General features: G+C 65.8%; 20 protein-coding genes and 1 pseudogene. 12 read left to right on the top strand and 9 right to left on the bottom strand.

Annotated features, from left to right (window positions below; translation table 11 throughout):
* Window positions 1-108: 108 nt before the first annotated feature.
* From ACYVD7_RS10055 to ACYVD7_RS10040, 4 genes are all read right to left on the bottom strand, one after another.
* Window positions 109-1269, bottom strand: a complete 1161-nt coding sequence (locus tag ACYVD7_RS10055) for an OprO/OprP family phosphate-selective porin (RefSeq protein ID WP_460762429.1) — start codon at window positions 1267-1269, stop codon at window positions 109-111.
* A gap of 446 nt (window positions 1270-1715) precedes the next feature.
* Entirely contained in the window at window positions 1716-2480 is a 765-nt protein-coding gene (nth, locus tag ACYVD7_RS10050; RefSeq protein ID WP_460762427.1) for an endonuclease III, read from the bottom strand.
* A complete protein-coding gene (locus ACYVD7_RS10045) occupies window positions 2477-2860 on the bottom strand; it encodes a hypothetical protein (RefSeq protein WP_460762424.1) in 384 nt (127 codons plus the stop codon). The genes nth and ACYVD7_RS10045 overlap by 4 nt, the downstream gene beginning before the upstream one ends.
* A 30-nt stretch (window positions 2861-2890) precedes the next feature.
* A complete protein-coding gene (locus tag ACYVD7_RS10040; RefSeq protein ID WP_460762421.1) occupies window positions 2891-3685 on the bottom strand; it encodes an enoyl-CoA hydratase/isomerase family protein in 795 nt (264 codons plus the stop codon).
* Between the two features lie 185 nt (window positions 3686-3870).
* On the opposite strand from ACYVD7_RS10040, the gene ACYVD7_RS10035 reads away from it, so the two are divergent.
* The 3 genes and pseudogenes from ACYVD7_RS10035 to ACYVD7_RS10025 all read left to right on the top strand — a co-directional run bounded on the left by ACYVD7_RS10035 (window position 3871) and on the right by ACYVD7_RS10025 (window position 6454).
* Window positions 3871-4554, top strand: coding sequence for an FKBP-type peptidyl-prolyl cis-trans isomerase N-terminal domain-containing protein (locus ACYVD7_RS10035; protein WP_460762418.1), 684 nt, complete (start codon window positions 3871-3873; stop codon window positions 4552-4554).
* Window positions 4555-4736: 182 nt separating this feature from the next.
* Window positions 4737-5545, top strand: a pseudogene (locus ACYVD7_RS10030) (CoA pyrophosphatase).
* A 63-nt stretch (window positions 5546-5608) separates the two neighbouring features.
* Window positions 5609-6454, top strand: coding sequence for a sulfurtransferase (locus ACYVD7_RS10025; RefSeq protein WP_460762416.1), 846 nt, complete (start codon window positions 5609-5611; stop codon window positions 6452-6454).
* 122 nt (window positions 6455-6576) lie between these two features.
* Here ACYVD7_RS10025 and ACYVD7_RS10020 read toward each other — a convergent pair whose 3' ends face one another.
* On the bottom strand, window positions 6577-7359 hold the full coding sequence (locus ACYVD7_RS10020; RefSeq protein ID WP_460762413.1) for an enoyl-CoA hydratase/isomerase family protein: 783 nt from the start codon (window positions 7357-7359) through the stop codon (window positions 6577-6579).
* 39 nt (window positions 7360-7398) lie between these two features.
* Here ACYVD7_RS10020 and ACYVD7_RS10015 point away from each other — a divergent pair, with 39 nt between their 5' ends.
* Window positions 7399-7830, top strand: coding sequence for a copper chaperone PCu(A)C (locus ACYVD7_RS10015; protein ID WP_460762411.1), 432 nt, complete (start codon window positions 7399-7401; stop codon window positions 7828-7830).
* 118 nt (window positions 7831-7948) lie between these two features.
* Here ACYVD7_RS10015 and ACYVD7_RS10010 read toward each other — a convergent pair whose 3' ends face one another.
* The 3 genes from ACYVD7_RS10010 to ACYVD7_RS10000 form a co-directional block, all read right to left on the bottom strand.
* The gene (locus tag ACYVD7_RS10010; RefSeq protein WP_460762687.1) at window positions 7949-8326 is read right to left on the bottom strand and encodes an acyl-CoA thioesterase; all 378 of its coding nucleotides are present in this window, start codon (window positions 8324-8326) and stop codon (window positions 7949-7951) included.
* Between the two features lie 80 nt (window positions 8327-8406).
* Window positions 8407-11286, bottom strand: a complete 2880-nt coding sequence (gene uvrA, locus ACYVD7_RS10005) for an excinuclease ABC subunit UvrA (protein WP_460762408.1) — start codon at window positions 11284-11286, stop codon at window positions 8407-8409.
* Window positions 11287-11543: 257 nt separating this feature from the next.
* Window positions 11544-11762: a hypothetical protein gene (locus ACYVD7_RS10000; RefSeq protein WP_460762405.1), complete on the bottom strand. Its 219-nt coding sequence runs from the start codon at window positions 11760-11762 to the stop codon at window positions 11544-11546.
* A gap of 199 nt (window positions 11763-11961) precedes the next feature.
* On the opposite strand from ACYVD7_RS10000, the gene rplU reads away from it, so the two are divergent.
* The 3 genes from rplU to obgE all read left to right on the top strand — a co-directional run bounded on the left by rplU (window position 11962) and on the right by obgE (window position 13865).
* Window positions 11962-12273, top strand: a complete 312-nt coding sequence (gene rplU, locus ACYVD7_RS09995) for a 50S ribosomal protein L21 (RefSeq protein ID WP_187711739.1) — start codon at window positions 11962-11964, stop codon at window positions 12271-12273.
* A 15-nt stretch (window positions 12274-12288) separates the two neighbouring features.
* On the top strand, window positions 12289-12549 hold the full coding sequence (gene rpmA, locus ACYVD7_RS09990) for a 50S ribosomal protein L27 (RefSeq protein ID WP_460762402.1): 261 nt from the start codon (window positions 12289-12291) through the stop codon (window positions 12547-12549).
* A gap of 245 nt (window positions 12550-12794) precedes the next feature.
* Window positions 12795-13865 (top strand): GTPase ObgE, encoded by a 1071-nt coding sequence (gene obgE / locus ACYVD7_RS09985; RefSeq protein ID WP_460762399.1) that lies wholly within the window; start codon window positions 12795-12797, stop codon window positions 13863-13865.
* 194 nt (window positions 13866-14059) lie between these two features.
* Here obgE and rpsT read toward each other — a convergent pair whose 3' ends face one another.
* The gene (gene rpsT / locus ACYVD7_RS09980) at window positions 14060-14329 is read right to left on the bottom strand and encodes a 30S ribosomal protein S20 (protein WP_460762396.1); all 270 of its coding nucleotides are present in this window, start codon (window positions 14327-14329) and stop codon (window positions 14060-14062) included.
* Window positions 14330-14499: 170 nt separating this feature from the next.
* Here rpsT and murJ point away from each other — a divergent pair, with 170 nt between their 5' ends.
* The 5 genes from murJ (at window position 14500) to ispH (ending at window position 21538) form a co-directional block, all read left to right on the top strand.
* On the top strand, window positions 14500-16089 hold the full coding sequence (gene murJ, locus ACYVD7_RS09975; RefSeq protein ID WP_460762685.1) for a murein biosynthesis integral membrane protein MurJ: 1590 nt from the start codon (window positions 14500-14502) through the stop codon (window positions 16087-16089).
* Window positions 16090-16208: 119 nt separating this feature from the next.
* On the top strand, window positions 16209-17186 hold the full coding sequence (locus tag ACYVD7_RS09970) for a bifunctional riboflavin kinase/FAD synthetase (RefSeq protein ID WP_460762394.1): 978 nt from the start codon (window positions 16209-16211) through the stop codon (window positions 17184-17186).
* Window positions 17187-17245: 59 nt separating this feature from the next.
* Window positions 17246-20071 carry an isoleucine--tRNA ligase gene (ileS, locus tag ACYVD7_RS09965; RefSeq protein ID WP_460762682.1) on the top strand — a complete coding sequence of 942 codons (2826 nt, stop codon included), beginning with the start codon at window positions 17246-17248 and terminating at the stop codon, window positions 20069-20071.
* Window positions 20071-20577, top strand: a complete 507-nt coding sequence (lspA, locus tag ACYVD7_RS09960; RefSeq protein WP_460762391.1) for a signal peptidase II — start codon at window positions 20071-20073, stop codon at window positions 20575-20577. Before ileS ends, lspA begins: the two co-directional genes overlap by 1 nt.
* A 10-nt stretch (window positions 20578-20587) precedes the next feature.
* On the top strand, window positions 20588-21538 hold the full coding sequence (ispH, locus tag ACYVD7_RS09955) for a 4-hydroxy-3-methylbut-2-enyl diphosphate reductase (RefSeq protein WP_460762389.1): 951 nt from the start codon (window positions 20588-20590) through the stop codon (window positions 21536-21538).
* Window positions 21539-21543 lie beyond the last annotated feature (5 nt).

The raw sequence follows: 21543 nt of genomic DNA, 5'->3' as shown, positions 1-21543 counted from the left end.
CGGTGACCGGAGCGCGTGAGCCCACCGATCCGGCATGAAAAAAAGGGCGCGACCATCGGCCGCGCCCTCTGAATGACCCAATCTGAATGACCGAAGGAGAGTGGAGACTTACCAGTAGAACTGGACGCGGGCTTCCAGCACGTTCGGGTCGTCGCTCACGCCGGCCTTCTTCGTGTTGACCATCACGTAGTTCATCGCGAACTTGAAGTTGGAGTGCCAGTACCAGTTGGCACCCAGGGTCCAGCTGTCCATCTTGCCGCCGGCAACGGCGCCGTCGTTCAGGTCGATGGTGTCGTAACGCAGGCCGAGCTGCCACATGCCCTTCGACGGATCGTCCGGCAGGCCGGTAGTCGGGGTGCCGGCCTTGTAGCCCCAGGTCTCGCCGGTGACGTTCCACAGGCCGCTGATGTAGCCACCCGCGCCCTTGAAGTCGCCGTGGGCGTAGCGGTTGGTCTTGTTGGCCATGTACTCGCCCTGCAGCTTGAACGGGCCATGCACCCAGAAGCTTTCCACGCCGGTGGTGTTCGCGCGGTCGGTGTCGGTCAAGCTGCCGGTGTCGACCATGCGGATGGTGGACTGGTCGGCCAGCGGGCGGGCGCGCCAGCGGGCGGTGTCGTTGTCGGTGTCGAAGTTCACGCACGACAGGCCGACGTGGAAAATGTTGCCCTGCTCGTTGATCGGCGCCCAGTAGCCGCGCGCGCCGTAGCCCGAGCCATGGTTGCGGTTGCGGGTCAGTTCGCGGCCGAAGATGCTGGTGGTGATGCCCCAGTTGACGTCGCCGTAGTTGTAGGCAACACCCAGGCGGCGGGCGATACCGAAGGTGTTGGTGATCGACGCCTTCGCGATGAAGTCGTTGTTCTTGGTCGACGACAGCTCTTCCATCGAGTTCGTCTGCTTGAACTGGCCGACCTGGATGTAATGGTTGGCGTTGTTGCCGAACTTGTACTTGATGTTGGTGTCGAGGAACTTGTTGTCCTTGGCTTCATAGCCCAGGACCCACTCGAAGTTGCCCGGGCCCTTGCCCTTGAGCACCAGCTCGGAGCGGCGCAGGTCGAATTCGCTGTCCTTGCCGTCGCCGCCGTTGGCGGTCGCGGTGCCGGCGTTGAGATCGGCGCCGTCGTTGTCGAACCAGGTCATGTCGGCTTGGACCAGGCCTTCGAAGCTCACTTCGGAACCGCCGATGACGTCGATGGCGATTTCGGCGTGGGCCGCCGGCGCGACGAGCGCGGCGAGGAGGGCGACGGACAGGGTGCTGCGGGAGAGTTTCATGGCTTGGCCCTAGGGCGGGTTGGAGAGGACCCGCGCAGGCTAAGTAGTAAAGATTGCGTAAATGTGACAACGCTGACTTATTTCGCTGGGGTGACAGCTTTGCGACCGGGGGCCGATGTGGAGCACCGGTCGCTGGGAGTGGCGGAAATGGCAACGTTAGGCCAGTGAAGCGTCACCGCTTCACAATCCACATATGCGGGTGACGTAAGCGTGCGACGTACGCGTGATGAAGCAGGCGAACCGGATGAAGCCACCTCGTTTCCCCTCATCCCGCGCGCAGCGACGGATCTGCGGTGTTGGCTGGAAGGCGGTCCCCTCGCTCGGCATAGGGCGGGCCTTGGCCCGCTGTCGAGTCCGCATGGTCAGTCCGGTGATTGCCTGGCTTTCGTGAAGACTGGCTGTTAGGGCGTCGCGTATGGGGCGGCGGGCCAAGGCCCGCCCTACGATTACCTTGTAGCCGGAACCGGTTCGCCCGGTGTCTTGTCGCTGAACTGGCACAGGTCGCGGATCGCGCAATGCGGACAATCCGGCTTGCGTGCCTTGCAGACGTAACGGCCATGCAGGATCAGCCAGTGGTGGGCGTCCTGCAGGAAGCGCGCCGGCACCGCTTTCTCCAGTCCGGCTTCAACTGCGCGCACGTCCTTGCCCGGGGCCAGTCCTGTGCGGTTGGCAACCCGGAAGATGTGCGTGTCGACGGCGATGGTGGGCTCGCCGAACGCGGTGTTGAGGACCACGTTGGCGGTCTTGCGACCCACGCCCGGCAAGGCTTCGAGCGCGACGCGATCGCGTGGCACTTCGCCGCCGTGCTTCTCCAGCAGCTGGTGCGCCATCGCCACTACGTTCGCCGCCTTGGTGTTGAACAGCCCGATGGTGGCGATGTACGGCTTGAGGCCTTCCACGCCCAGCGCCGCGATCTGTGCCGGCGTGTTGGCGACGGGGAAGAGCTTGCGCGTCGCCTTGTTGACGCCGACGTCGGTGGCCTGCGCCGACAGCGTCACCGCGACCAGCAGTTCGTAGGGCGTGGTGTATTCGAGTTCGGTGGTCGGTGCGGGATTGAGTTCCGCCAGCCGCGAGAACAGTTCGTCGACCTGCGCGGGCGGAAGACGCTTGGCGTTGCGCGACGCGGATGGTTTCGCGGCTGTCGTCCGTTTCGCTGGCTTCGCGGTCTTCTTTCCTGCGGCTTTGCCGACCGCTTTCGCAGGGCGGCTCATGGCTTGTGCCGTTGCGCGGCGCGTGCCTTGGCGCGGGCAAGGGCCGCGGCCGCGGCCGTGGGCAGCGCGGCCACCTTGTCGCCAGTTGTCGACGCCGGCGTGGATGTCCTGCGCGCGGCGGCGCGTTCATCCGCGCGACGCTGCAGGCGTGCCAGTCGTGCGCGGTAGCGCTCGCGCGCGGCGAGGGCCGCAGTGCGTGCATCGCGCGCGCGGGTCAGGCGCGTGCGGCAGGCGTCGGTGCAACTGGTGCAGTCGCCGGCTTCGAGCAGGCCAAGCGTGATGGCGCGATCGACGTCGTCCACTGCAAGCGCCGCGGCGATCGCGTGGAGGGCGTCGCCGCGCGTGTCGTCGCAGTCGCAGCAGGGGCAGTGTGTACTCACCTGTCGAATCCTACGTGTCGAACCCGGCCGTCATTCGCCCTTGAACACGGGCTTGCGCCGTTCCAGGAATGCCGCGGTGCCTTCGCGCATGTCCTGAGTGGAAAACACCAGGCCGAACTGCACGGATTCGTATTCCAGTCCTTCCTCGACGCCGCATTCGCCGCCGATGTTGACGCAGTCGATCATGCCGCGCAGTGCGAGCGGTGCCGCGTTGGCGAGCTGTTCGGCGAGCTTCATCGTTTCGGCCTCGAGTTCCGCGGCCGGAACGACCCTGTTGAGGATTCCCAACTGCTGGGCGCGGGCGGCATCGATTGGTGCGCCGACCAGGCACAGCTCCAGCGTCGCCGCACGACCGGCCAGGCGCAGCAGGCGCTGGGTGCCACCGAAACCGGGAATCAGCCCCAGGTTGATTTCGGGTTGACCGACCTTGGCCGTGTCCGCGCCGATGCGCAGGTGGCAGCACATCGCCAGTTCCAGGCCGCCGCCGAGGGCGAATCCGTTGACCATGGCGATCACCGGCTTCGGCATCCGCTCCACGCGACGCATCATCCGGGTACCGCGAAGGGAGAAATCGCGCCCCTGGACCGGGGTCAGGCCGTTCATCTCGGCAATGTCGGCGCCGGCCACGAACGCCTTCGCGCCTGCACCGGTCAGGACTACCACGCGGACGGCCGCGTCCGCCGCCGCGGCATCGAAGGCGACGTGGAGGGCGTCCAGCGTGGCCGCGTTGAGCGCATTCAGCTTGTCCGGGCGGTTGACGGTGATCACGCGGATCGCGCCGCGGTCGGCGACGCTGACGGGCGCGGAGAGGGTGGTTTCGGACATGGCGATACCCGGATTGAGGCCCTAGCGGAACTCCGCGCGGGCAAGGGGGTCAGAGGGGGTGGCGTCAGTGGCGGTTAAGCCCTGCCACCGTTATCCTAGCGCGCTCTTGCGGATGGCCCGCGAGGCGCAGAGCAGTCAAGCCAGGCGGCGCAAGCCGCCTTATTTTCGATAAGAGGTTTCTACGAATGAAGTTGCGTGTGATTGCTGCCGCCGTCGCGGCCCTGCTCCTGACCGCCGGCAACGCTGTCGCGCAGGATACTTCGACCGAAAAGGGCAAGCTGAGCTACGCGCTGGGCTATGACCTGGGCCGCAATGCCGTCGAGAGCGGCGAGCAGGTCGACGTCAATACTGTCATCAAGGGCCTCCAGGACGGCTACGCCAAGAAGCAGCCGGGCGTTCCGGTCGAGCAGCTCAAGACCGCCGTCCAGAACATGCAGAAGCGCCAGGCCGAGCGCCTGAAGGCTGATTGGGATCGCGTCGCGGCCTCCAACAAGACCAAGAGCGACGGCTTCCTGGCCCAGAACAAGGCCAAGCCGGACGTGAAGCTGCTGCCGAGCGGCGTGCAGTACCGCGTGATCGAAGCAGGCAGCGGCGCCAAGCCGACGATGGCCAGCACCGTGGACCTGGAAGTCGCCGGTCCGTTCCTGTTCGGCGACCGCTCGCAGGCTCAGGCAGCCGGGCCGATGCCCAACGTCAAAGTCAGCGAGATCGAAATGCAGGCGATGCGTGAAGTCCTGCTGCAGATGCCGACCGGCGCCAAGTGGGAAGTCACCCTGCCGCCGGAAAAGGCTTATGGCAACAACCCGGCTACGCGCTTCCCGCCGAACGTCGCCGTGCAGTTCGACATCAAGCTGGTCAGCCTCAAGTGATGATTCGGCCCGTGCACGCATCGCGCGCACGGGCTTGCCAGGTCGTCATCCCCGCTTAGGTGGGGATCCAGGGACGCTGCTTCTGACATCGCTGCGTCCTGACCATTGCGCCGGCCCACGCCGGCGCAATGCATTTTCGTCCTGTGGTTTTTCGCCATCACCCATCGCGGTAGAGTTGACTCATGACCACGTCCCCCTTCCGCGCTGTGCTCAGCCCCTGTGTCGGCGTGTGCTCGCTGGGCGACGACGGGCTGTGCGATGGCTGCCTGCGCACCGGCCCGGAAATCGCGCGCTGGTCGCAGATGAACGATGACGAGAGGTTGCAGCTGATGGAAGCCGTGCTGCCCCAGCGCGAGTCGCGCCGCGTGTGAGTGATCTCCTGCACGACGTCGACCGGATCGCCGCGGCGCTGCATCCGCTGGATGCGCCGCCGGCCGGACCGGGCTGGAACCATTCCGAACTCGTCGACCTGCTTCCCGATCCCGACCACCTGGCGCAGGCCGCCGTGCTGGTTGGCCTGGTGCCCCGCGCGGACGGCGTGCAGGTGCTGTTGACCCTGCGTACCGATGGATTGCGCAACCATGCCGGCCAGGTGAGTTTTCCCGGCGGTCGCATCGAAGCCAGCGATGCCGACGCCATCGCCGCCGCGCTACGCGAGACCTTCGAGGAAGTCGGCATCGACGCCGACGGCATCGCACCGTTGGGCTACCTCGATCCATTCACCACGATCAGCGGCTTCCGGGTGCTGCCGGTGGTCGCGACCGTCGTGCCCGACTACGTTGCGCGCCCCGACCCGGCTGAAGTCGCGGAAGTTTTCGAGGTGCCGCTCGCCTTCCTGCTGGATCCGGCCAACCTTGGACGGTTTGCGATCGAACACCGTGGACGCGAGCGCCACGTGCTGGAATTCAGCTATCCCGCGCACCGCATATGGGGCGCGACCGCCGCGATCCTGTTGAACCTGCGCGAGCGACTGGCGGCGGCCACGGCCTGACCGGGGACGGTTCACCGGGTGCCCAGCGCCTACAATTACCGCCTGCATCGCAAAGGACGCCCGATGGCCTGGAACACCCTCGTACAGGCAGAAACCCTGTCGATCGCACTGGGCCGTACCGATCTGGCGGTCGTCGATTGCCGCTTCTCCATCATCCACACGCTGGCCGGTGAGCACGCCTACGAGCAGGAACACCTGCCCGGCGCGGTGTACGCGCACCTGGAGCGCGACCTGTCGGACATGTCGCGCATGGGCAAGGGCGGTGGCCGCCATCCGTGGCCCGATGCTGCTGCGTTTACCGCGAAGCTCGGGCGCTGGGGCATCACGCCACAGCACCAGGTCGTCGCCTATGACGATGTCGATGGCGCGCAGGCGGCGCGACTGTGGTTCATGCTCAAACTGCTCGGCCACGAGAAGGTGGCCGTGCTGGACGGTGGCTTTGCGCGCTGGAAAGCGCTGGTCCTACCGGTGACGCGCGAGATCCCGCGGCCGACACCGGTCGCGTACACCGGCAGCTTCGACGCCAGCCGCCTGCTGGATGCCGGGCAGGTGCGCGAACGGATGGCGCACGGCGACCTCCTCGTCGACGCGCGCGGCGCCGACCGCTTCCGCGGCGAAAATGAGCATATCGATCCCGTTGCCGGCCACGTACCCGGTGCGCTCAATCGACCCTTCGTCCAGAACATGCACGAGGGCAAGTTCAAGTCCGCCATGCAGCTGGCGCAGGAGTTCCGCGAACTGCTGGAAGGCGACGCGCCGGAGCGGGTGATTGCGATGTGCGGATCCGGCGTGACGGCCTGCCACAACCTGCTGGCGATGGAACGCGCCGGCATGTACGGCGCGAAGCTGTTCACTGGCTCGTGGAGTGGCTGGATCGAGGATCCGGAACGGCCGGTCGCCCGCGGCTGATCGCTTCAGCCTGTTCGGTACTGCCTTTCAACAAACCGAGACAGTGCCGAGCTTGCTCGGCATCGCCGTGTATCCGGGGCGGCAAAATAACGTGCCGGGCAAGCGCGGAACTGCAGAACGGACTATTTGCCCAAGCGCGCGACCAACGCCCTCAGCCCCGCCTGCGTATCCGGCGCCGTCCACGCGTCGATGAAACGGTCCAGCTGGATGCGTTCGGGTGCGAGCGCGGCGATAACGTCGGCGCGAGCGATCATGCGCGTGCGCAGCACCGGTTCGCGCGGGAGTTTCAGCAGCGATTGCAGCCAGCCGACGGCGCGCGCGGTGACGTCTTCAGGGGCGGCCAGCTCGTCGACCAGACCGATGTCCAGCGCACGCTGCGCGTCGACGAGTTCGCTGGTCATCAGCATCACCTGCCCACGTTGGCGACCGACCGCGCGCTGCAGCAGGTACTGGACGCCTTCCGGGGCCACGAGTCCGACCTGCGTCTCGTTGAGTCCCAGGCGGAACGGCTTGGCCGGATCAGCCGACTTCGCCATCAGGCGGTAGTCGCAGGACAACGCCAGCACGCAGCCGCCGGCCGGGGCATGGCCGGTAACCGCCGCGACAACCGGCACCGGCGATCCCGCCAGCGCGCGGGTCGTGCGGAAAAAACTTTCCCACGCGTCCATCAGCGCAGCGCGGTCATCGCCGAGCGACAGCAGGTGCGGGACGTCCAGGCCTGCGGAAAACACCTTGGAATTGCCGCTCAGCACCAGTCCCTTGGCGCCACCGCTCGCGGCCTCGGCGATGGTGGCAGTGAGGGCATCGCACAACTGCGGGTCCAGCGCGTTGACCGGTGCGCGCGCCATCTGGATTTCGACGATGTCGCCGTCGTAGTGGATCACCTGAACATTCGGGTGGCTCATGCGGGCGGGCTCGGGCGGGGCAGCCGGTATCATAGGGGCATGAACCTGTCCCGCGCCCTCGTCCTGTCGCTGTGTGTCCTCTTCACCGGGCCCGCTTGCGCGCGCGGCTGCGCGCCGCAGGTGCGCGAAGGCTGGGTGCGCCTGCCGCCGATGAAGATGCCGATGATGGCCGGCTACGCGCGCATCGATAACCCGTGCACGGCGCCAGTCACGATTGTGGGGGCGCGCAGCCCCGCGTTCGGGGATGTGTCACTGCACGAGTCGCGCATCGTCGATGGCGTGACTCGCATGCGCGAACTGCCGGAACTGCGCATCGCCCCCGATGGCGCCGCGGTGCTCAAGCCCGGCGGCATGCACCTGATGCTGATGCAGCCGCGTGCGGCATTGAAGGAAGGCAGCCGCGTGGTGGTCGAGTTCGCGCTGAAGGACGGCGGAGTGTTGCGCGGCGAGCTGGAAGTCCGCAAGCCGTGATGCATCGTGTGCCGGGTTCTGCCCGGCATGCTTCTCAAATACCCGTAGTGCCGAGTTCTCCCCGGCGCGGTTTCGATCATCCGGACTTGGCGGTGCCGAGCAGGGCTCGGTACTGCAGTCATCGGATCGTGGCGGCGAGCACGCTCTGCGGCAGGGGAATCGAGCGTCCACTCGCGCGATCGATCCACACCATCACCACGTGCCCGTCGGCGTACAGCGTGGTGCCGTCGCTGGATACGATGCGATGGCCGATGGTGAAGCTGGAGCTGCCGACGCGCTGCGCGAACAGTTCCACCAGGACATCGGCGGGATATGGGATCGGCATCCTGTAGTTGATCTGTACCGCTGCCAGCAGTGGCGCGATCTGGTCCGTGACCCATTCGCCATCCCAGCTGGCGAACCAGCGGATGCGCGCTTCCTCCAGGTAGGTGAGGAAGTTGGAGTTGTTGACGTGATTGAAGGCATCCAGGTCGCGCCAGCGCAGCGCGACCGGCATGCGGAACAGCACCAGTGGCGGGTTTTCTGCCTGGCTTTCGACCGTCTTGTTCCCTACGGCCTTGTTCTCGACGATGTCGCTCATGCGGCGGACTTCTTCTTCTGCGGTTTGCGTGCGGTTTCGCCGGGCTTGATGCCCAGCAGCGGGGCGAGGAACCGGCCGGTGTGCGAATGCGGCAACGCCGCGATCTGCTCCGGCGTGCCGGTAGCGAGGATCGTGCCGCCGCGATGGCCGCCTTCCGGGCCCAGGTCGATCACCCAGTCTGCGGTCTTGATCACGTCGAGGTTGTGCTCGATCACCACCACCGTGTTGCCGTCGTCGCGCAGGCGATGCAGCACGGCGAGCAGGTGCTCGATGTCGTGAAAATGCAGGCCGGTCGTTGGTTCGTCGAGGATGTAGAGCGTGCGGCCGGTGTCGCGACGCGAAAGCTCCTTCGACAGCTTCACGCGCTGCGCTTCGCCACCGGACAGCGTGGTCGCGCTCTGGCCGAGCTTGATGTAGCTCAGGCCCACGTCCATCAGCGTTTCGAGCTTGCGCGAAATCGACGGGATCGCCTCGAACAGGTTCAGCGCATCCTCGACGGTCATTTCCAGCACGTCGTTGATGTTGTAGCCCTTGTAGAGGATCTCCAGCGTCTCGCGGTTGTAGCGCTTGCCGTGGCAGACGTCGCAGGGCACGTACACGTCCGGCAGGAAGTGCATCTCGACCTTGATCAGGCCATCGCCCTGGCACGCCTCGCAGCGGCCGCCGCGCACGTTGAAGCTGAAACGGCCCGGCGAATAGCCACGAGCGCGCGCTTCGGGTACCTGCGCGAACATTTCGCGCAGCGGCGTGAACAGTCCGGTGTAGGTTGCCGGGTTCGAACGCGGTGTACGGCCGATCGGCGACTGGTCGATGTCGACGACCTTGTCCCACAGGTCCAGGTTCTCGTGCGATCGGTGCGGCGCCGCGGTGTGCGAAGCGCCGTTCAACTCGTTGGCGGCGATCGAGTACAGCGTGTCGTTGATCAGCGTCGACTTGCCCGATCCCGATACGCCCGTGATGCAGGTGAACAGGCTCGCCGGGATCGCGAGATCGACGTCCTTGAGATTGTTGCCGGTGGCGCCGCGCAGGTGGAACGTCGTCTTCGGATCGGGCTTGTGGCGTTTGGACGGGATTTCGATCCGCTTCTTGCCGCTGAGGTACTGGCCAGTGAGCGAACGCGGCGCCTTCAGGATGTCGGCGAGCAGGCCTTGGGCGACGACTTCGCCGCCGTGAACGCCCGCGCCGGGGCCGATGTCGATGACGTGGTCGGCCAGTCGGATCGCGTCCTCGTCGTGTTCGACCACGATCACCGTGTTGCCCAGGTCGCGCAGGCGGGTGAGGGTGCCGAGCAGCCGCTCGTTGTCGCGCTGGTGCAGGCCGATCGAGGGTTCGTCGAGCACGTACATCACGCCGACCAGGCCCGCGCCGATCTGCGAGGCCAGGCGAATGCGCTGCGCTTCGCCACCGGAGAGCGAATCGGCCTTGCGTTCCAGCGTCAGGTAGTCGAGGCCGACGTCGACGAGAAAGCGCAGGCGGTCGCTGATTTCCTTCACGATCTTGATCGCGATCTCGCCGCGCCAGCCGGGCAGGTTGAGCGTTCGGAAGAACTCCAGTGCCTCGTCGATTGGCAGCACGACGATCCTGGGCATCGGCTTGTCGGCAACGAACACGTTGCGCGCGGCGCGGTTGAGGCGGGCACCATGGCATTCGGTGCAGGAGCGTTCGCTGATGTACTTGGCCAATTCCTCCCGCACCGCGGCCGATTCGGTTTCCTTGTAGCGGCGTTCGAGGTTGGGGACGATGCCCTCGAAGCGGTGCTTGCGCTGGTGGCGCGTACCGCTTTCGCTGGTATAGGTGAAGTTGATCAGGTCATCGCCGCTGCCGAACAGCACGGCATTGCGTTGTTCATCGCTGAGCGATTGCCACGTCGTGTCGACGCTGAATTTATAGTGCTTGGCCAGCGACTGGATCAGCGCGAAGTAGTACGCGTTGCGACGATCCCAGCCGCGCACCGCACCCGCTGCCAGCGACAGCTCCGGATGCACGACCACGCGCGAGGGGTCGAAGAACTGTGCGACGCCCAGGCCATCGCAGGTCGGGCAGGCCCCGACCGGCGAGTTGAATGAGAACAGGCGCGGTTCCAGTTCCGGCAGCGAGTAGTCGCAGACCGGGCAGCTGTACTTCGAGGAGAACAGCAGCGGTTCGGCATCCGTTTTGTCGAGCGAATGCACGGCTGCCATGCCGTCGCCGAGCTTCAACGCGGTTTCGAAGGATTCGGCCAGGCGCTGCTTGATGTCGTCACGCGGCTTGAAGCGGTCGATGACGGCTTCGATGGTGTGCTTGACGCGCAGCGCGAGTGGCGGCACCGCATCGATTTCGTACAGCGCACCGTCAACGCGCACACGCACGTAACCCTGCGCGCGCAGCTGCTCGAAGATCTGCGCGTGTTCGCCCTTGCGCTCGCGGATGACGGGCGCGAGCAGCATGTAGCGCTGTTCCGGGTCCAGCGTGAGCACCTGGTCAACCATCTGGCTGACGGTCTGCGCTTCCAGCGGATAGTGGTGATCCGGGCAGCGCGGCGTGCCGACGCGGGCGTAGAGCAGGCGCAGGTAGTCGTAGATCTCGGTGATGGTGCCGACGGTCGAACGCGGGTTGTGCGACGTCGCCTTCTGTTCGATCGCGATCGCGGGCGACAGGCCTTCGATGTGGTCGACGTCCGGCTTCTCCATCACGCTGAGGAACTGGCGTGCGTAGGCCGACAGCGATTCGACGTAGCGGCGCTGGCCTTCGGCATAGATCGTGTCGAACGCGAGCGACGATTTGCCGGAGCCGGATAGACCGGTAATGACGATCAGCTTCTCGCGCGGCAGGTCGAGATCGATGTTCTTGAGGTTGTGCGTCCGCGCACCGCGGATGCGGATGAAATCCAGCGCCATGGGGGATGGGGAACCGAGGGGCGAACAGGGGAGCGTAGCGAGGGGGAGAAATTGGGGCAAATGCCAGCTTCACCAGTCTGGAGCGGCGCGGTCGCAGCAGGTGCGACAAGCGCCTGCGAGCGCCGGTCGTCCGAGTCGCAGCGGCGCCGTTTCGACCGCGGGTTCCGGGCGCGGGCGGCCCTGACGGCCTCAGTCATCAGTACCGGGCTGCCTCAATGCGGCCCGCCTCAGTACCGGGCTGCCCGGTATGGAGGGCCTCAATGCGGCTTGGTCCGGTCGTCCTCGTCCTGGCGGTCGAAGTGGGGCAGGGTGTCAGCGAGCCTGGCCAGCCAGGTCTGGATCCGTTCGCGGCCGTGCAGGCCGGCGCTGGCCGATTCACCGGTCGATGCACCGCTCGACTCGCCGGTCGACCCGGCAGCCGGGCGCTCGCGGCGGTGGAAACTGTGCTCGATCCGCTCCCAAAGGTGCGTTTTCATGACCAAAACCCCCTGTTCAGCTTGGGGTGTGCGGTGGCTTGGACCACCGTTGCCAGTATAGGCCCGGCCCGCAGGGGCGGCTGGACATTTTTCGGTAGGCCGGTAGTTGCCGTAACCCGCTGATGTCATTACAATTCCGCTTCTGTCCGCCCGATATGGGTGCGGCAGGCGACCAAAATAACTACAGAGGAATCTGGTCATGTCGTATGCAGTTGTACTCACCGGCGGTAAGCAATACCGCGTCATGAAGGGCGAAACCCTTCGCGTCGAGCTGCTCGAAGTCGAAGCCGGCAGCGAGATCAAGCTCGACAACGTGCTGATGATCGGCGATGGCGAAACCATCAAGATCGGCGACGCGCTCAAGGGCGCCAGCGTCAGTGCGAAGGTCATCGGCCACGGCCGCGCCGACAAGGTGCGCATCGTGAAGTTCCGTCGCCGCAAGCACCACCGCAAGCAGATGGGTCACCGTCAGCACTACACCGAAATCGAAATCACCGGCATTGCCGGCTAAGCAGGAGAAGCAGCCATGGCACACAAAAAGGGCGTAGGTTCCTCGCGCAACGGCCGCGACTCCAACCCGAAGTATCTGGGCGTCAAGATCTACGGCGGCCAGGCTATCGAAGCCGGCAACATCATCGTGCGTCAGCGCGGTACCAACTTCCACCCGGGTTCGGGCGTCGGCCTCGGCCGTGACCACACGCTGTTCGCGCTGGTCGACGGCAAGGTCGAGTTCTCGACCAAGGGTCCGAAGAAGCGTCGCACCGTCAGCGTCGTCAACGCCGAATAAGGCGCGAGCGATGTTCGCGAAGGACCCCGCTTCGGCGGGGTTTTTCGTTTCTGTTGTTGTTCGTCATCCCCGCGAAGGCGGGATACTGCGAATTGTTTTCTGGCCCTGATCCGACCTGACCGTTAGATCATCTGGCTCCGGTCCTTTGGCGTCCTCGCCGAGCGACGGAGTCATTGGATACCCGCTCCTGCGGGATCCACGGCCAAAGGCGATAAGCTCGCATCTGATTACTGGTCCCGATTCCCATGAAACTCGTCGACGAAGCCGAAATCCAGGTCACCGCAGGCGACGGCGGCAACGGCTGCGTCGGCTTCCGCCGCGAGAAGTTCATTCCGCTGGGTGGTCCCGATGGTGGCGATGGTGGTGATGGCGGCAGCGTGTGGTTGCTGGCCGATGAGAACCTCAACACCCTGGTCGATTTCCGCCACCAGCGCACCTTCCGAGCCCGTCGCGGCGAGAACGGCATGGGCCGACAGATGTACGGCAAGGCCGGCGACGAGCTGACCATCACCGTGCCGGTCGGTACCGTCGTGATGAATGTCGAAACAGACGAGGTCATCGGCGACCTCACGCGCCATGGCGACCGCCTGCTGGTCGCCAAGGGCGGCAAGGGTGGTCTGGGCAACATGCACTTCAAGAGCTCGACCAACCGCACGCCGCGCAAGGCGCTGCCGGGGCTGCCGGGCGAAGAGCGCGTACTCAAGCTGGAGCTGAAGCTGCTGGCCGACGTCGGCCTGCTCGGCTTCCCGAATGCCGGCAAGAGCACCTTCATCCGCGCGGTGTCTGCGGCGACGCCGAAGGTCGCGGACTATCCGTTCACCACGCTGTACCCGAACCTTGGCGTCGTCAGCGTGGAGCAGCATCGCAGCTTCGTCATCGCCGACATTCCCGGCCTGATCGAGGGCGCGGCCGAAGGTGCGGGACTGGGCACCCAGTTCCTCAAGCACCTGCAGCGCACGCGCCTGCTGCTGCACCTCGTCGACATCGCACCGATGGAAGGTGGCGTCGAGGGCATCAGTCCCGCCGACCAGGTTCGCGCCATCGAACGCGAACTGGAAAAGCATGACCCGGAACTGCTGGACAAGCCGCGCTGGCTGGTCCTCAACAAGGCCGACCTTCTGCTCGAAGAAGAACAGCAGGCCGCGGCGCAGGCGATCATCGACGAGCTGGGCTGGAAGGATCGCTGGTACCTGGTCTCGGCCATCGGCCGTGAGAACACGTGGCCGATCATGCTCGAAGTCATGACCTTCTTCGACCAGCTCAAGGCAGCTGCGCAGGAAGCCGCGGACGAAGCGGCCTACAACGCCGGCGAATGATCACCCTCGTGGCGATGCCTTCGCAGGGTGCAGGACTTCCCCGTGCAGCGTGGGGCGGGGAATCTGGCGCGGGCGCCAATGTGCTGCCGAAGCATGTTGCCTGCGCCTTCGCCAATGCAGGCGAAACGATGCAGCTCCGGAAAAACAAAAACCCGGCCGAAGCCGGGTTTTCGATGTGCGATGAACGCAACGGATCAGGCAGCGGACAGCGCCTTGATGCGTGCGGTCAGGCGGCTCTTGTGACGGGCAGCCTTGTTCTTGTGGATGAGACCACGCGAGCTGAAACGATCGAGAATCGGCTGGGCCACGTCGAAGGCGGCCTTGGCGCCGGCGGCGTCATTGGCGTCGAGCGCCTTGAGCACCTTCTTGACGGCAGTGCGGAGCATCGAACGCTGGGCGCCGTTGCGGGCATTGCGCACGACGGTCTGCTTGGCGCGCTTCTTGGCGGACTTGATATTGGCCACGACAGGATCCTGGAAACTGGGGGTTTGTTGAAGGGTTTTTGGGAAATCAGACAGAAAATTATGGGTGATTCAGTGGCTTGCGTCAACAACCCCCTTTCTCGCGGTCCCTTTGCGGTCGTCGGACCGACCTGTAGCGCCGCGGCCCGGGGGCAGGCATGACCCGTCCGCGCATGCTCCGGGGGCTGCTGTCGTTCAGCAGCATGACAATGGTGTCGCGCGTCCTGGGCCTGGTCCGGGACATCGCCATCAACCAGGCTTTCGGCGCCAACGCCGGTACCGATGCGTTCTGGGTGGCGTTCCGGATCCCCAATTTCATGCGCCGGCTGTTCGCGGAGGGCTCGTTCTCGACCGCCTTCGTGCCGGTCTTCACCGAGATCAAGGAAACCCGCCCGCACGCCGACCTCAAGGAACTGGTGTCGCGGGTCTCGGGCACGCTGGGCGGCGTCCTGCTGGTCCTGACCGCGCTGGGCCTGATCTTCACCCCGCAGATCGCACAGGTGTTCAACCTCGGCGTGCACCAGCCGGAAAAGTTCGACCTGACCGTCCACCTGCTGCGGCTGACTTTCCCCTTCATCCTGTTCGTATCGCTGACCGCGCTTTCGGGCGGCGCACTCAACAGCTTCCATCGGTTTGGCCTGCCGGCGTTCACCCCGGTCATCCTCAACCTGTGCATGATCGCCGGCGCGCTGTGGCTGGCGCCGCGGCTGGAAGTGCCGATCCTCGCGCTGGGCTGGGCGGTACTGTTTGGCGGCATCGCGCAATTGCTGTTCCAGTTGCCCGCGCTGGCCAAGTTGGACCTGCTGTCGCTGCCGAAGTGGGGCTGGCGCCATCCCGACGTGCGCAAGGTCGGGAAGCTGATGGTGCCGACGCTGTTCGGCTCCTCGGTCGCACAGATCAACCTGCTGCTCGACACCGTCATCGCCGCGCTGCTCTACACCGGCTCGCAGACCTGGTTGTCGCAGGCTGATCGCTTCCTGGAGCTGCCGCTTGGCGTGTTCGGCATTGCGCTGGGCACGGTGATCCTGCCGACGCTCTCGCGCCACCACGTCAATACCGATCACGAAGGCTTCTCGAAGGCGCTCGACTGGGGCCTGCGCACGACGCTGCTCATCGCCGTGCCGGCGATGCTGGGCCTGATGCTGTTGTCGCAACCGCTGGTGGCGACGCTGTTCCAGCACGGCAAGTTCACCGCGTTCGACACACGCATGGCCGCGATGTCGGTGTTCGGCCTGAGCTTCGGGTTGCCGGCGTTCGCGCTGGTCAAGATCGTGCTGCCGGCGTTCTACGCGCGCCAGGACACCCGCACGCCGGTACGCGCGGGCATCGCGTCGCTGGTCGCCAACATGGTCCTCAATGGCCTGTTCCTGCTGGTGCTGTACCACCTGTGGACGACGCCGCAGGCGCGCACCGGTGGCGTGATGGCGGCGCTCGCGCAGACGCCGGGCCTGCACCTGGCGCTGGGTCTGGCCAGCGCCGCGGCCAGCTACATCAACCTGGCGATGCTGTGGCACTGGCTGCGCAAGGCCGGCGTCTATGACCGGCAGCCTGGCTGGACGCGCTACCTGCTGCGCCTCGGCACGGCCTGTGCGGCCATGACGGTCGCCCTGGTCGCCGCGTTGTACTGGACCCCCGATTTCACCGCGATCGGCAAATGGGCGCGGATCGGGTATCTCGCCGCACTGGTGGGCGGTGGTGGGGCGGTGTACCTGATGGCGCTGCTGGCGATGGGTTTCCGTCCCCGCGATCTGCGCGAGCATTGAGAAGCAGCGCCCGCGGCTATACTTCAGTTCGCGGTTTTCCGCCGAAGTCCGGCCTGTTTTCAGGGCCGGCTTCATCGAACGCCCGGCCGACCCGGCCTGGCGTCCCAACCAGAGATTCCATGAGCAGGCTGTTTCGCGACGTCGACGGCGGGCCCCGGTGCCCGCACGGCAGTGTGGTCTGCATCGGCGCCTTCGACGGCCTGCACCTTGGGCATCAGGCGTTGGTGCGCCGCACCGTTGCGCGTGCGCGTGCGTTGGGCCTGCCCGCCATTGCCCTGAGTTTCGAGCCGCTGCCGCGTGAGTTCTTCGCGCCGGCCAATCCTCCACCGCGCCTGCTGCTGCCGCGTGCGAAGGCGCGTGGCCTGTTTGATCTGGGCGCCGACCAGGTCGGCCTGCTGCGTTTCGACCGCAAGCTCAGCGGCCTGACCGCCGACGAATTCGTCCGTCACGTGCTGCAGCAGCGGTTGTCCGCGCGCGAAGTCTGGGTCGGCCCGGAATTCCGCTTCGGCAAGGGTCGCACCGGCGACATCGCGTTGCTGCGCAGCCTGGGCGCCGAACTGGGTTTCGGCGCCAGTGAGATCGAACCCGTCCAACTGCACGGCGAACGTGTTTCGGCCACCCGCATCCGCGCAGCGTTGCAGTCGGGCGACTTCGACGCCGCCGCGCAGTTGTTGGGTCGTTCCTACGCGATCGGCGGCCATGTAGTGCGCGGCAAACAATTGGGCCGCGAACTGGGCTTCCCGACCGCCAACATCCGCTTCGCCGGCAAGATGCCCGCGCTGTCGGGCATCTACGCCACCCGCGTGCACGGCGTTGGTCGCGACGCGTGGCCGTCGGTCTCCAGCCTTGGCACGCGTCCCACTGTCGACGGTGTCGAGCCACTGCTCGAAGCGCATCTGTTCGACTTCGATGGCGACCTGTACGGACGCCGCATCGAAGTCGAATTCGTCGCCAAGCTGCGCGACGAACTGAAGTTCCCGGACCTTGATTCCCTCACCGAACAGATGCACCGCGACGCCGAGCAGGCCCGCGCCATCCTTTCAGCCCCTCGTCACGATGCATCCACGACGAGCCCTTGCCTGAGCGCCCCGCTGTGACCGACCAAGAAACCAGTCGCTACAAGTCCACCCTGCAACTGCCCGCGACGGAATTCCCGATGCGCGGCGATCTGCCCAAGCGCGAGCCGGAAACCCTCGCGCGTTGGGAGGGCGAGGGCCTGTACCAGCGAATCCGCGCGAAGACCGGCAATCGCGAGAAGAGTTTCGTGCTCCACGACGGCCCGCCGTACGCCAACGGTGCGATCCACATCGGCCACGCGGTCAACAAGGTGCTCAAGGACGTGATCGTGAAGTCGAAGCTGCTTGCCGGCTTCGATGCGCCGTACGTGCCGGGCTGGGATTGCCATGGCCTGCCGATCGAACACGCAGTGGAGAAGAAGTTCGGCAAGGTCGGCGACAAGCTCGACGCCGCTGCCTTCCGCGCCAAATGCCGCGAATACGCGACCGAGCAGATCGACATCCAGCGCCGTGACTTCAAGCGCCTGGGCGTGCTCGGCGACTGGGAAAATCCGTATCGCACGATGGACTTCGCCACCGAGGCGGGGATCATGCGTTCGCTGGCGAAGATCGTCGAACGCGGCCACCTGCTGCGCGGCGCGAAGCCGGTGCACTGGTGCTTCGACTGCGGCTCCGCGCTCGCCGAGGCCGAGATCGAATACGCCGACAAGGTGTCGCCGGCCGTCGACGTCGCCTACAGCGCACGCAATCCTTCGAGGCTCGCGGCGGTGTTCGGCGCAAGCGTCGACGACAACACCGACGTCGCGATGCCGATCTGGACGACCACGCCGTGGACGCTGCCGGCGAGCCTCGCTGTCACCGTCGGCCCCGACCTCGAATACGTACTCGTCGAAGGCCCGGCGCATGCCGACGGGCGTCGTCGCCTGCTCGTGCTGGCCGAAGCGCTGGCGACGAAGGCGCTCGCGCGCTACGGCGTCAGCGACGTCGTCGTGCTCGGCAACGTCAACGGCAGCGAACTGGAAGGCCATCACCTGCAGCATCCGTTCTACGCGGACCGCGATATCCCGGTGCTGGTGGGCGAGCACGTCACCGCCGAAGACGGTACCGGTGTCGTGCACACCGCGCCGGGCCATGGCCAGGAAGACTTCGTCGTCGGCCAGCGTTACGGTCTGCTTGACAACTACACCGCGGCGCAGATGAATCCGGTGGACGGCCGCGGCCTGTACTTGCCGTCGACGCCGCCGGCTGACGGCCTGACGCTCGCTGGCCTGCACATCTGGAAGGCCAACGACGCGATCATCGAAGTGCTGCGCGCCAGCGGCCATCTTCTCGCGCATTCGAAGCTCGAACACAGCTATCCGCACTGCTGGCGCCACAAGACGCCGGTCGCGTTCCGCGCCACGCCGCAGTGGTTCATCTCGATGGAGCAGGCGGGGCTGCGTCAGGACGCGCTTGCCGAGATTGGTCGCATTGGCGGTAAGGGTGGCTGGATTCCAAAATGGGGTGAGGAGCGCATCTACAACATGATCGTGGGCCGCCCGGACTGGTGCATCAGCCGCCAGCGCACCTGGGGCGTGCCGATCGCGCTATTCGTCGATCGTGAAACCCATGAGCCGCATCCGCGTGCTGCTGAATTGATGCGCGCCGTGGCGGACATCGTCGAGCGCGAAGGCGTCGATGCGTGGTATTCGCTCGATGCCGCTTCGCTGCTCGGCGATGAGGCCTCCAAGTACGACAAGGTCACCGACATCCTCGACGTCTGGTTCGATTCCGGCGTCACCCATGAGTGCGTGCTCGCACAGCGTCCGCAGGACGGGCTGCGCAAGCCGGCTGACCTCTATCTGGAAGGTTCGGACCAGCATCGTGGCTGGTTCCAGAGCTCGCTGCTGACCAGCATCGCCATGGATGGCGTCGCGCCGTATCGCCAGGTGCTGACGCACGGCTTCACGGTCGACGAGCACGGCAAGAAGATGTCCAAGTCGATCGGCAACACCGTCGAACCGCAGAAGGTGATCAACGCGATGGGCGCGGATGTGTTGCGCCTGTGGATCGCGTCGACCGACTATCGCAACGAGATGTCGGTGTCGGACAACATCCTCAAGCGCAGCGGTGATGTCTATCGCCGCATCCGCAACACGGCGCGCTTCCTGCTGGCCAACCTCAACGGCTTCGAGCCGGCGCGTGACCTGCTTCCGCTCGACGACATGGTCGCGCTGGATCGCTGGATCGTGCATCGCGCCAGCGAGCTGCAGACGCAGATCGCCCAGGCGTACGAGGACTACGATTTCGCCGCCATCGTGCAGATGCTGTCGAATTTCTGCAGCGTGGACCTGGGATCGCTGTACCTGGACGTCACCAAGGACCGCCTGTACACGATGCGCGAGGATTCGCGCGGCCGTCGTTCGGCGCAGAGCGCGATGTACCGCATCGTCGAGGCGTTCGTGCGCTGGATCGCGCCGATCCTGAGCTTCACGGCCGACGAGATCTGGCGCCACCTGCCGGCGGTTACCGCCGACGGTCCGCGCGAGGACAACGTTCTGTTCGCCACCTGGTACGACGGCCTGGCGCTGTTGCCGGACGATGCGGCGTTGTCGGCTGCGGACTTCGACCGCCTGCTCGCATTGCGCGAGGACGTCAGCAGGACGCTGGAGCCGATGCGTGCGGCCGAGGAGATCGGCGCGGCGCTGGAGGCGGAGATCACGCTGCGCGCCAATGTGGCCGACCAGAACTGGCTGGCACCGTTCGCCGACGAACTGCGATTCCTGTTCATCAGCGGCGATGTCGAAGTGCTGGCCGACGATGCGACGAAGGACATTGCCGTCCTCGCCGCGCGTACCAGCAAAGCCAAGTGCGTGCGCTGCTGGCATTACCGCGCCGACGTGGGAGTCAACCCGGAGCATCCGGAGTTGTGCGGCCGCTGCGTCGACAACGTCGATGGCGCGGGCGAAGACCGCAGGTGGTTCTGATGAAGGCCAAGTCCAACGCGCTTTCCTGGCTGGTGTTGTCGGCCGTGGTGATCGCGCTCGACCAGTGGAGCAAGAGCTGGGTACTCGCCACGCTTCCGGAACACAGCCCGGTGGCGGTGATCGATGGCTTCTGGAACTGGTACCGTACCTACAACACCGGTGCGGCCTTCAGTTTCCTGAGCGATGCCGGCGGCTGGCAGAAATACCTGTTCAGCGCGCTGGCCTTCGGCATCAGCGGTTTGCTGGCCTGGTGGCTGTCGCGCACGCCGCGTGGCGAATGGCGCACGGCACTGCCGTACGCGCTGGTGATCGGCGGTGCCATCGGCAATGTGATCGACCGGCTGATCCACGGCAAGGTGATCGATTTCATCCAGTGGTACTGGCGGGACCATTATTGGCCCGCGTTCAACATTGCCGATTCGGCGATCGTCGCTGGCGCCATCGGCATAGCCTTGTTCGGCCTGCTGGGCGGCAAGCGGTCGGCTGATGCTGGCGGTCGGAGGTAAAATCACTGCCATGGACGTCCTGCTCGCCAATCCCCGCGGTTTCTGCGCCGGCGTCGATCGCGCCATCGAAATCGTCAAGCGCGCCCTGGAAACACTCGGAGCGCCGATCTACGTGCGCCACGAAGTCGTGCACAACCGCTTCGTCGTCGACGACCTCAAGCATCGCGGCGCGATCTTCGTCGAAGAGCTCCATGAGGTGCCCGACAACGCCACGGTGATTTTCTCTGCGCACGGTGTGTCGCAGGCGGTGCGTGCCGAAGCCGAACGTCGCGGGCTGAAGGTGTTCGACGCGACCTGCCCGCTGGTGACGAAGGTGCACCTGGAAGTGACGCGCAACTGCCGCGCCGGCCGCGACGTGGTGCTGATCGGCCACGACGGACACCCGGAAGTCGAAGGCACGATGGGCCAGTGGCGGCGCGAGGCGGGCACTGGTCAGATCTATCTGGTCGAGGACATCGAGGACGTCGATGCGCTGGTCATCAACCAGCCCGAGAACGTTGCCTACACCACGCAGACGACCTTGTCCGTGGACGACACCCGAAGCGTCATCGAGGCGCTCAAGCGCAGGTTCCCGCAGATCCAGGGCCCCAAGAACGACGACATCTGCTACGCAACCCAGAACCGCCAGGACGCCGTGCGCGAACTCGCCGCGAAGTGCGACCTGGTGCTGGTGGTGGGCTCGCCCAACAGCTCCAATTCCAACCGCCTGCGCGAGCTGGCCGAGCGCGAGGGCGTCGAGGCCTACCTGATCGACGGCGCCATCGAGATCGACCCGAACTGGATCCAGGGCCGCAAGCGCATCGGCATCACCGCCGGGGCGTCGGCGCCGGAAGTGCTGGTTCGCGGCGTGATCGAGCGCCTGCGCGAACTGGGCGCCCTGCACGTCGCCGAGCTGGATGGCGAGCCCGAGGACATGGTTTTCGCCCTCCCCAAGGAATTGCGGGTCCAGCTGGTCGATTGACCCCC

This window comes from Lysobacter fragariae (assembly GCF_054779775.1).
Note: the sequence above shows the minus strand (reverse complement) of the source record. Positions and strands in the feature narration are given on the sequence as shown.

Coding starts and splice junctions, on each gene's coding strand:
- ACYVD7_RS10055 (WP_460762429.1), bottom strand. CDS start 1,269: ATGAAACTCTCCCGCAGCACCCTGTCCGTCGCCCTCCTCGCCGCGCTC.
- nth (WP_460762427.1), bottom strand. CDS start 2,480: ATGAGCCGCCCTGCGAAAGCGGTCGGCAAAGCCGCAGGAAAGAAGACC.
- ACYVD7_RS10040 (WP_460762421.1), bottom strand. CDS start 3,685: ATGTCCGAAACCACCCTCTCCGCGCCCGTCAGCGTCGCCGACCGCGGC.
- ACYVD7_RS10035 (WP_460762418.1), top strand. CDS start 3,871: ATGAAGTTGCGTGTGATTGCTGCCGCCGTCGCGGCCCTGCTCCTGACC.
- ACYVD7_RS10025 (WP_460762416.1), top strand. CDS start 5,609: ATGGCCTGGAACACCCTCGTACAGGCAGAAACCCTGTCGATCGCACTG.
- ACYVD7_RS10020 (WP_460762413.1), bottom strand. CDS start 7,359: ATGAGCCACCCGAATGTTCAGGTGATCCACTACGACGGCGACATCGTC.
- ACYVD7_RS10015 (WP_460762411.1), top strand. CDS start 7,399: ATGAACCTGTCCCGCGCCCTCGTCCTGTCGCTGTGTGTCCTCTTCACC.
- ACYVD7_RS10010 (WP_460762687.1), bottom strand. CDS start 8,326: ATGCCGGTCGCGCTGCGCTGGCGCGACCTGGATGCCTTCAATCACGTC.
- uvrA (WP_460762408.1), bottom strand. CDS start 11,286: ATGGCGCTGGATTTCATCCGCATCCGCGGTGCGCGGACGCACAACCTC.
- ACYVD7_RS10000 (WP_460762405.1), bottom strand. CDS start 11,762: ATGAAAACGCACCTTTGGGAGCGGATCGAGCACAGTTTCCACCGCCGC.
- rplU (WP_187711739.1), top strand. CDS start 11,962: ATGTCGTATGCAGTTGTACTCACCGGCGGTAAGCAATACCGCGTCATG.
- rpmA (WP_460762402.1), top strand. CDS start 12,289: ATGGCACACAAAAAGGGCGTAGGTTCCTCGCGCAACGGCCGCGACTCC.
- obgE (WP_460762399.1), top strand. CDS start 12,795: ATGAAACTCGTCGACGAAGCCGAAATCCAGGTCACCGCAGGCGACGGC.
- murJ (WP_460762685.1), top strand. CDS start 14,500: ATGCTCCGGGGGCTGCTGTCGTTCAGCAGCATGACAATGGTGTCGCGC.
- ACYVD7_RS09970 (WP_460762394.1), top strand. CDS start 16,209: ATGAGCAGGCTGTTTCGCGACGTCGACGGCGGGCCCCGGTGCCCGCAC.
- ileS (WP_460762682.1), top strand. CDS start 17,246: ATGCGCGGCGATCTGCCCAAGCGCGAGCCGGAAACCCTCGCGCGTTGG.
- lspA (WP_460762391.1), top strand. CDS start 20,071: ATGAAGGCCAAGTCCAACGCGCTTTCCTGGCTGGTGTTGTCGGCCGTG.
- ispH (WP_460762389.1), top strand. CDS start 20,588: ATGGACGTCCTGCTCGCCAATCCCCGCGGTTTCTGCGCCGGCGTCGAT.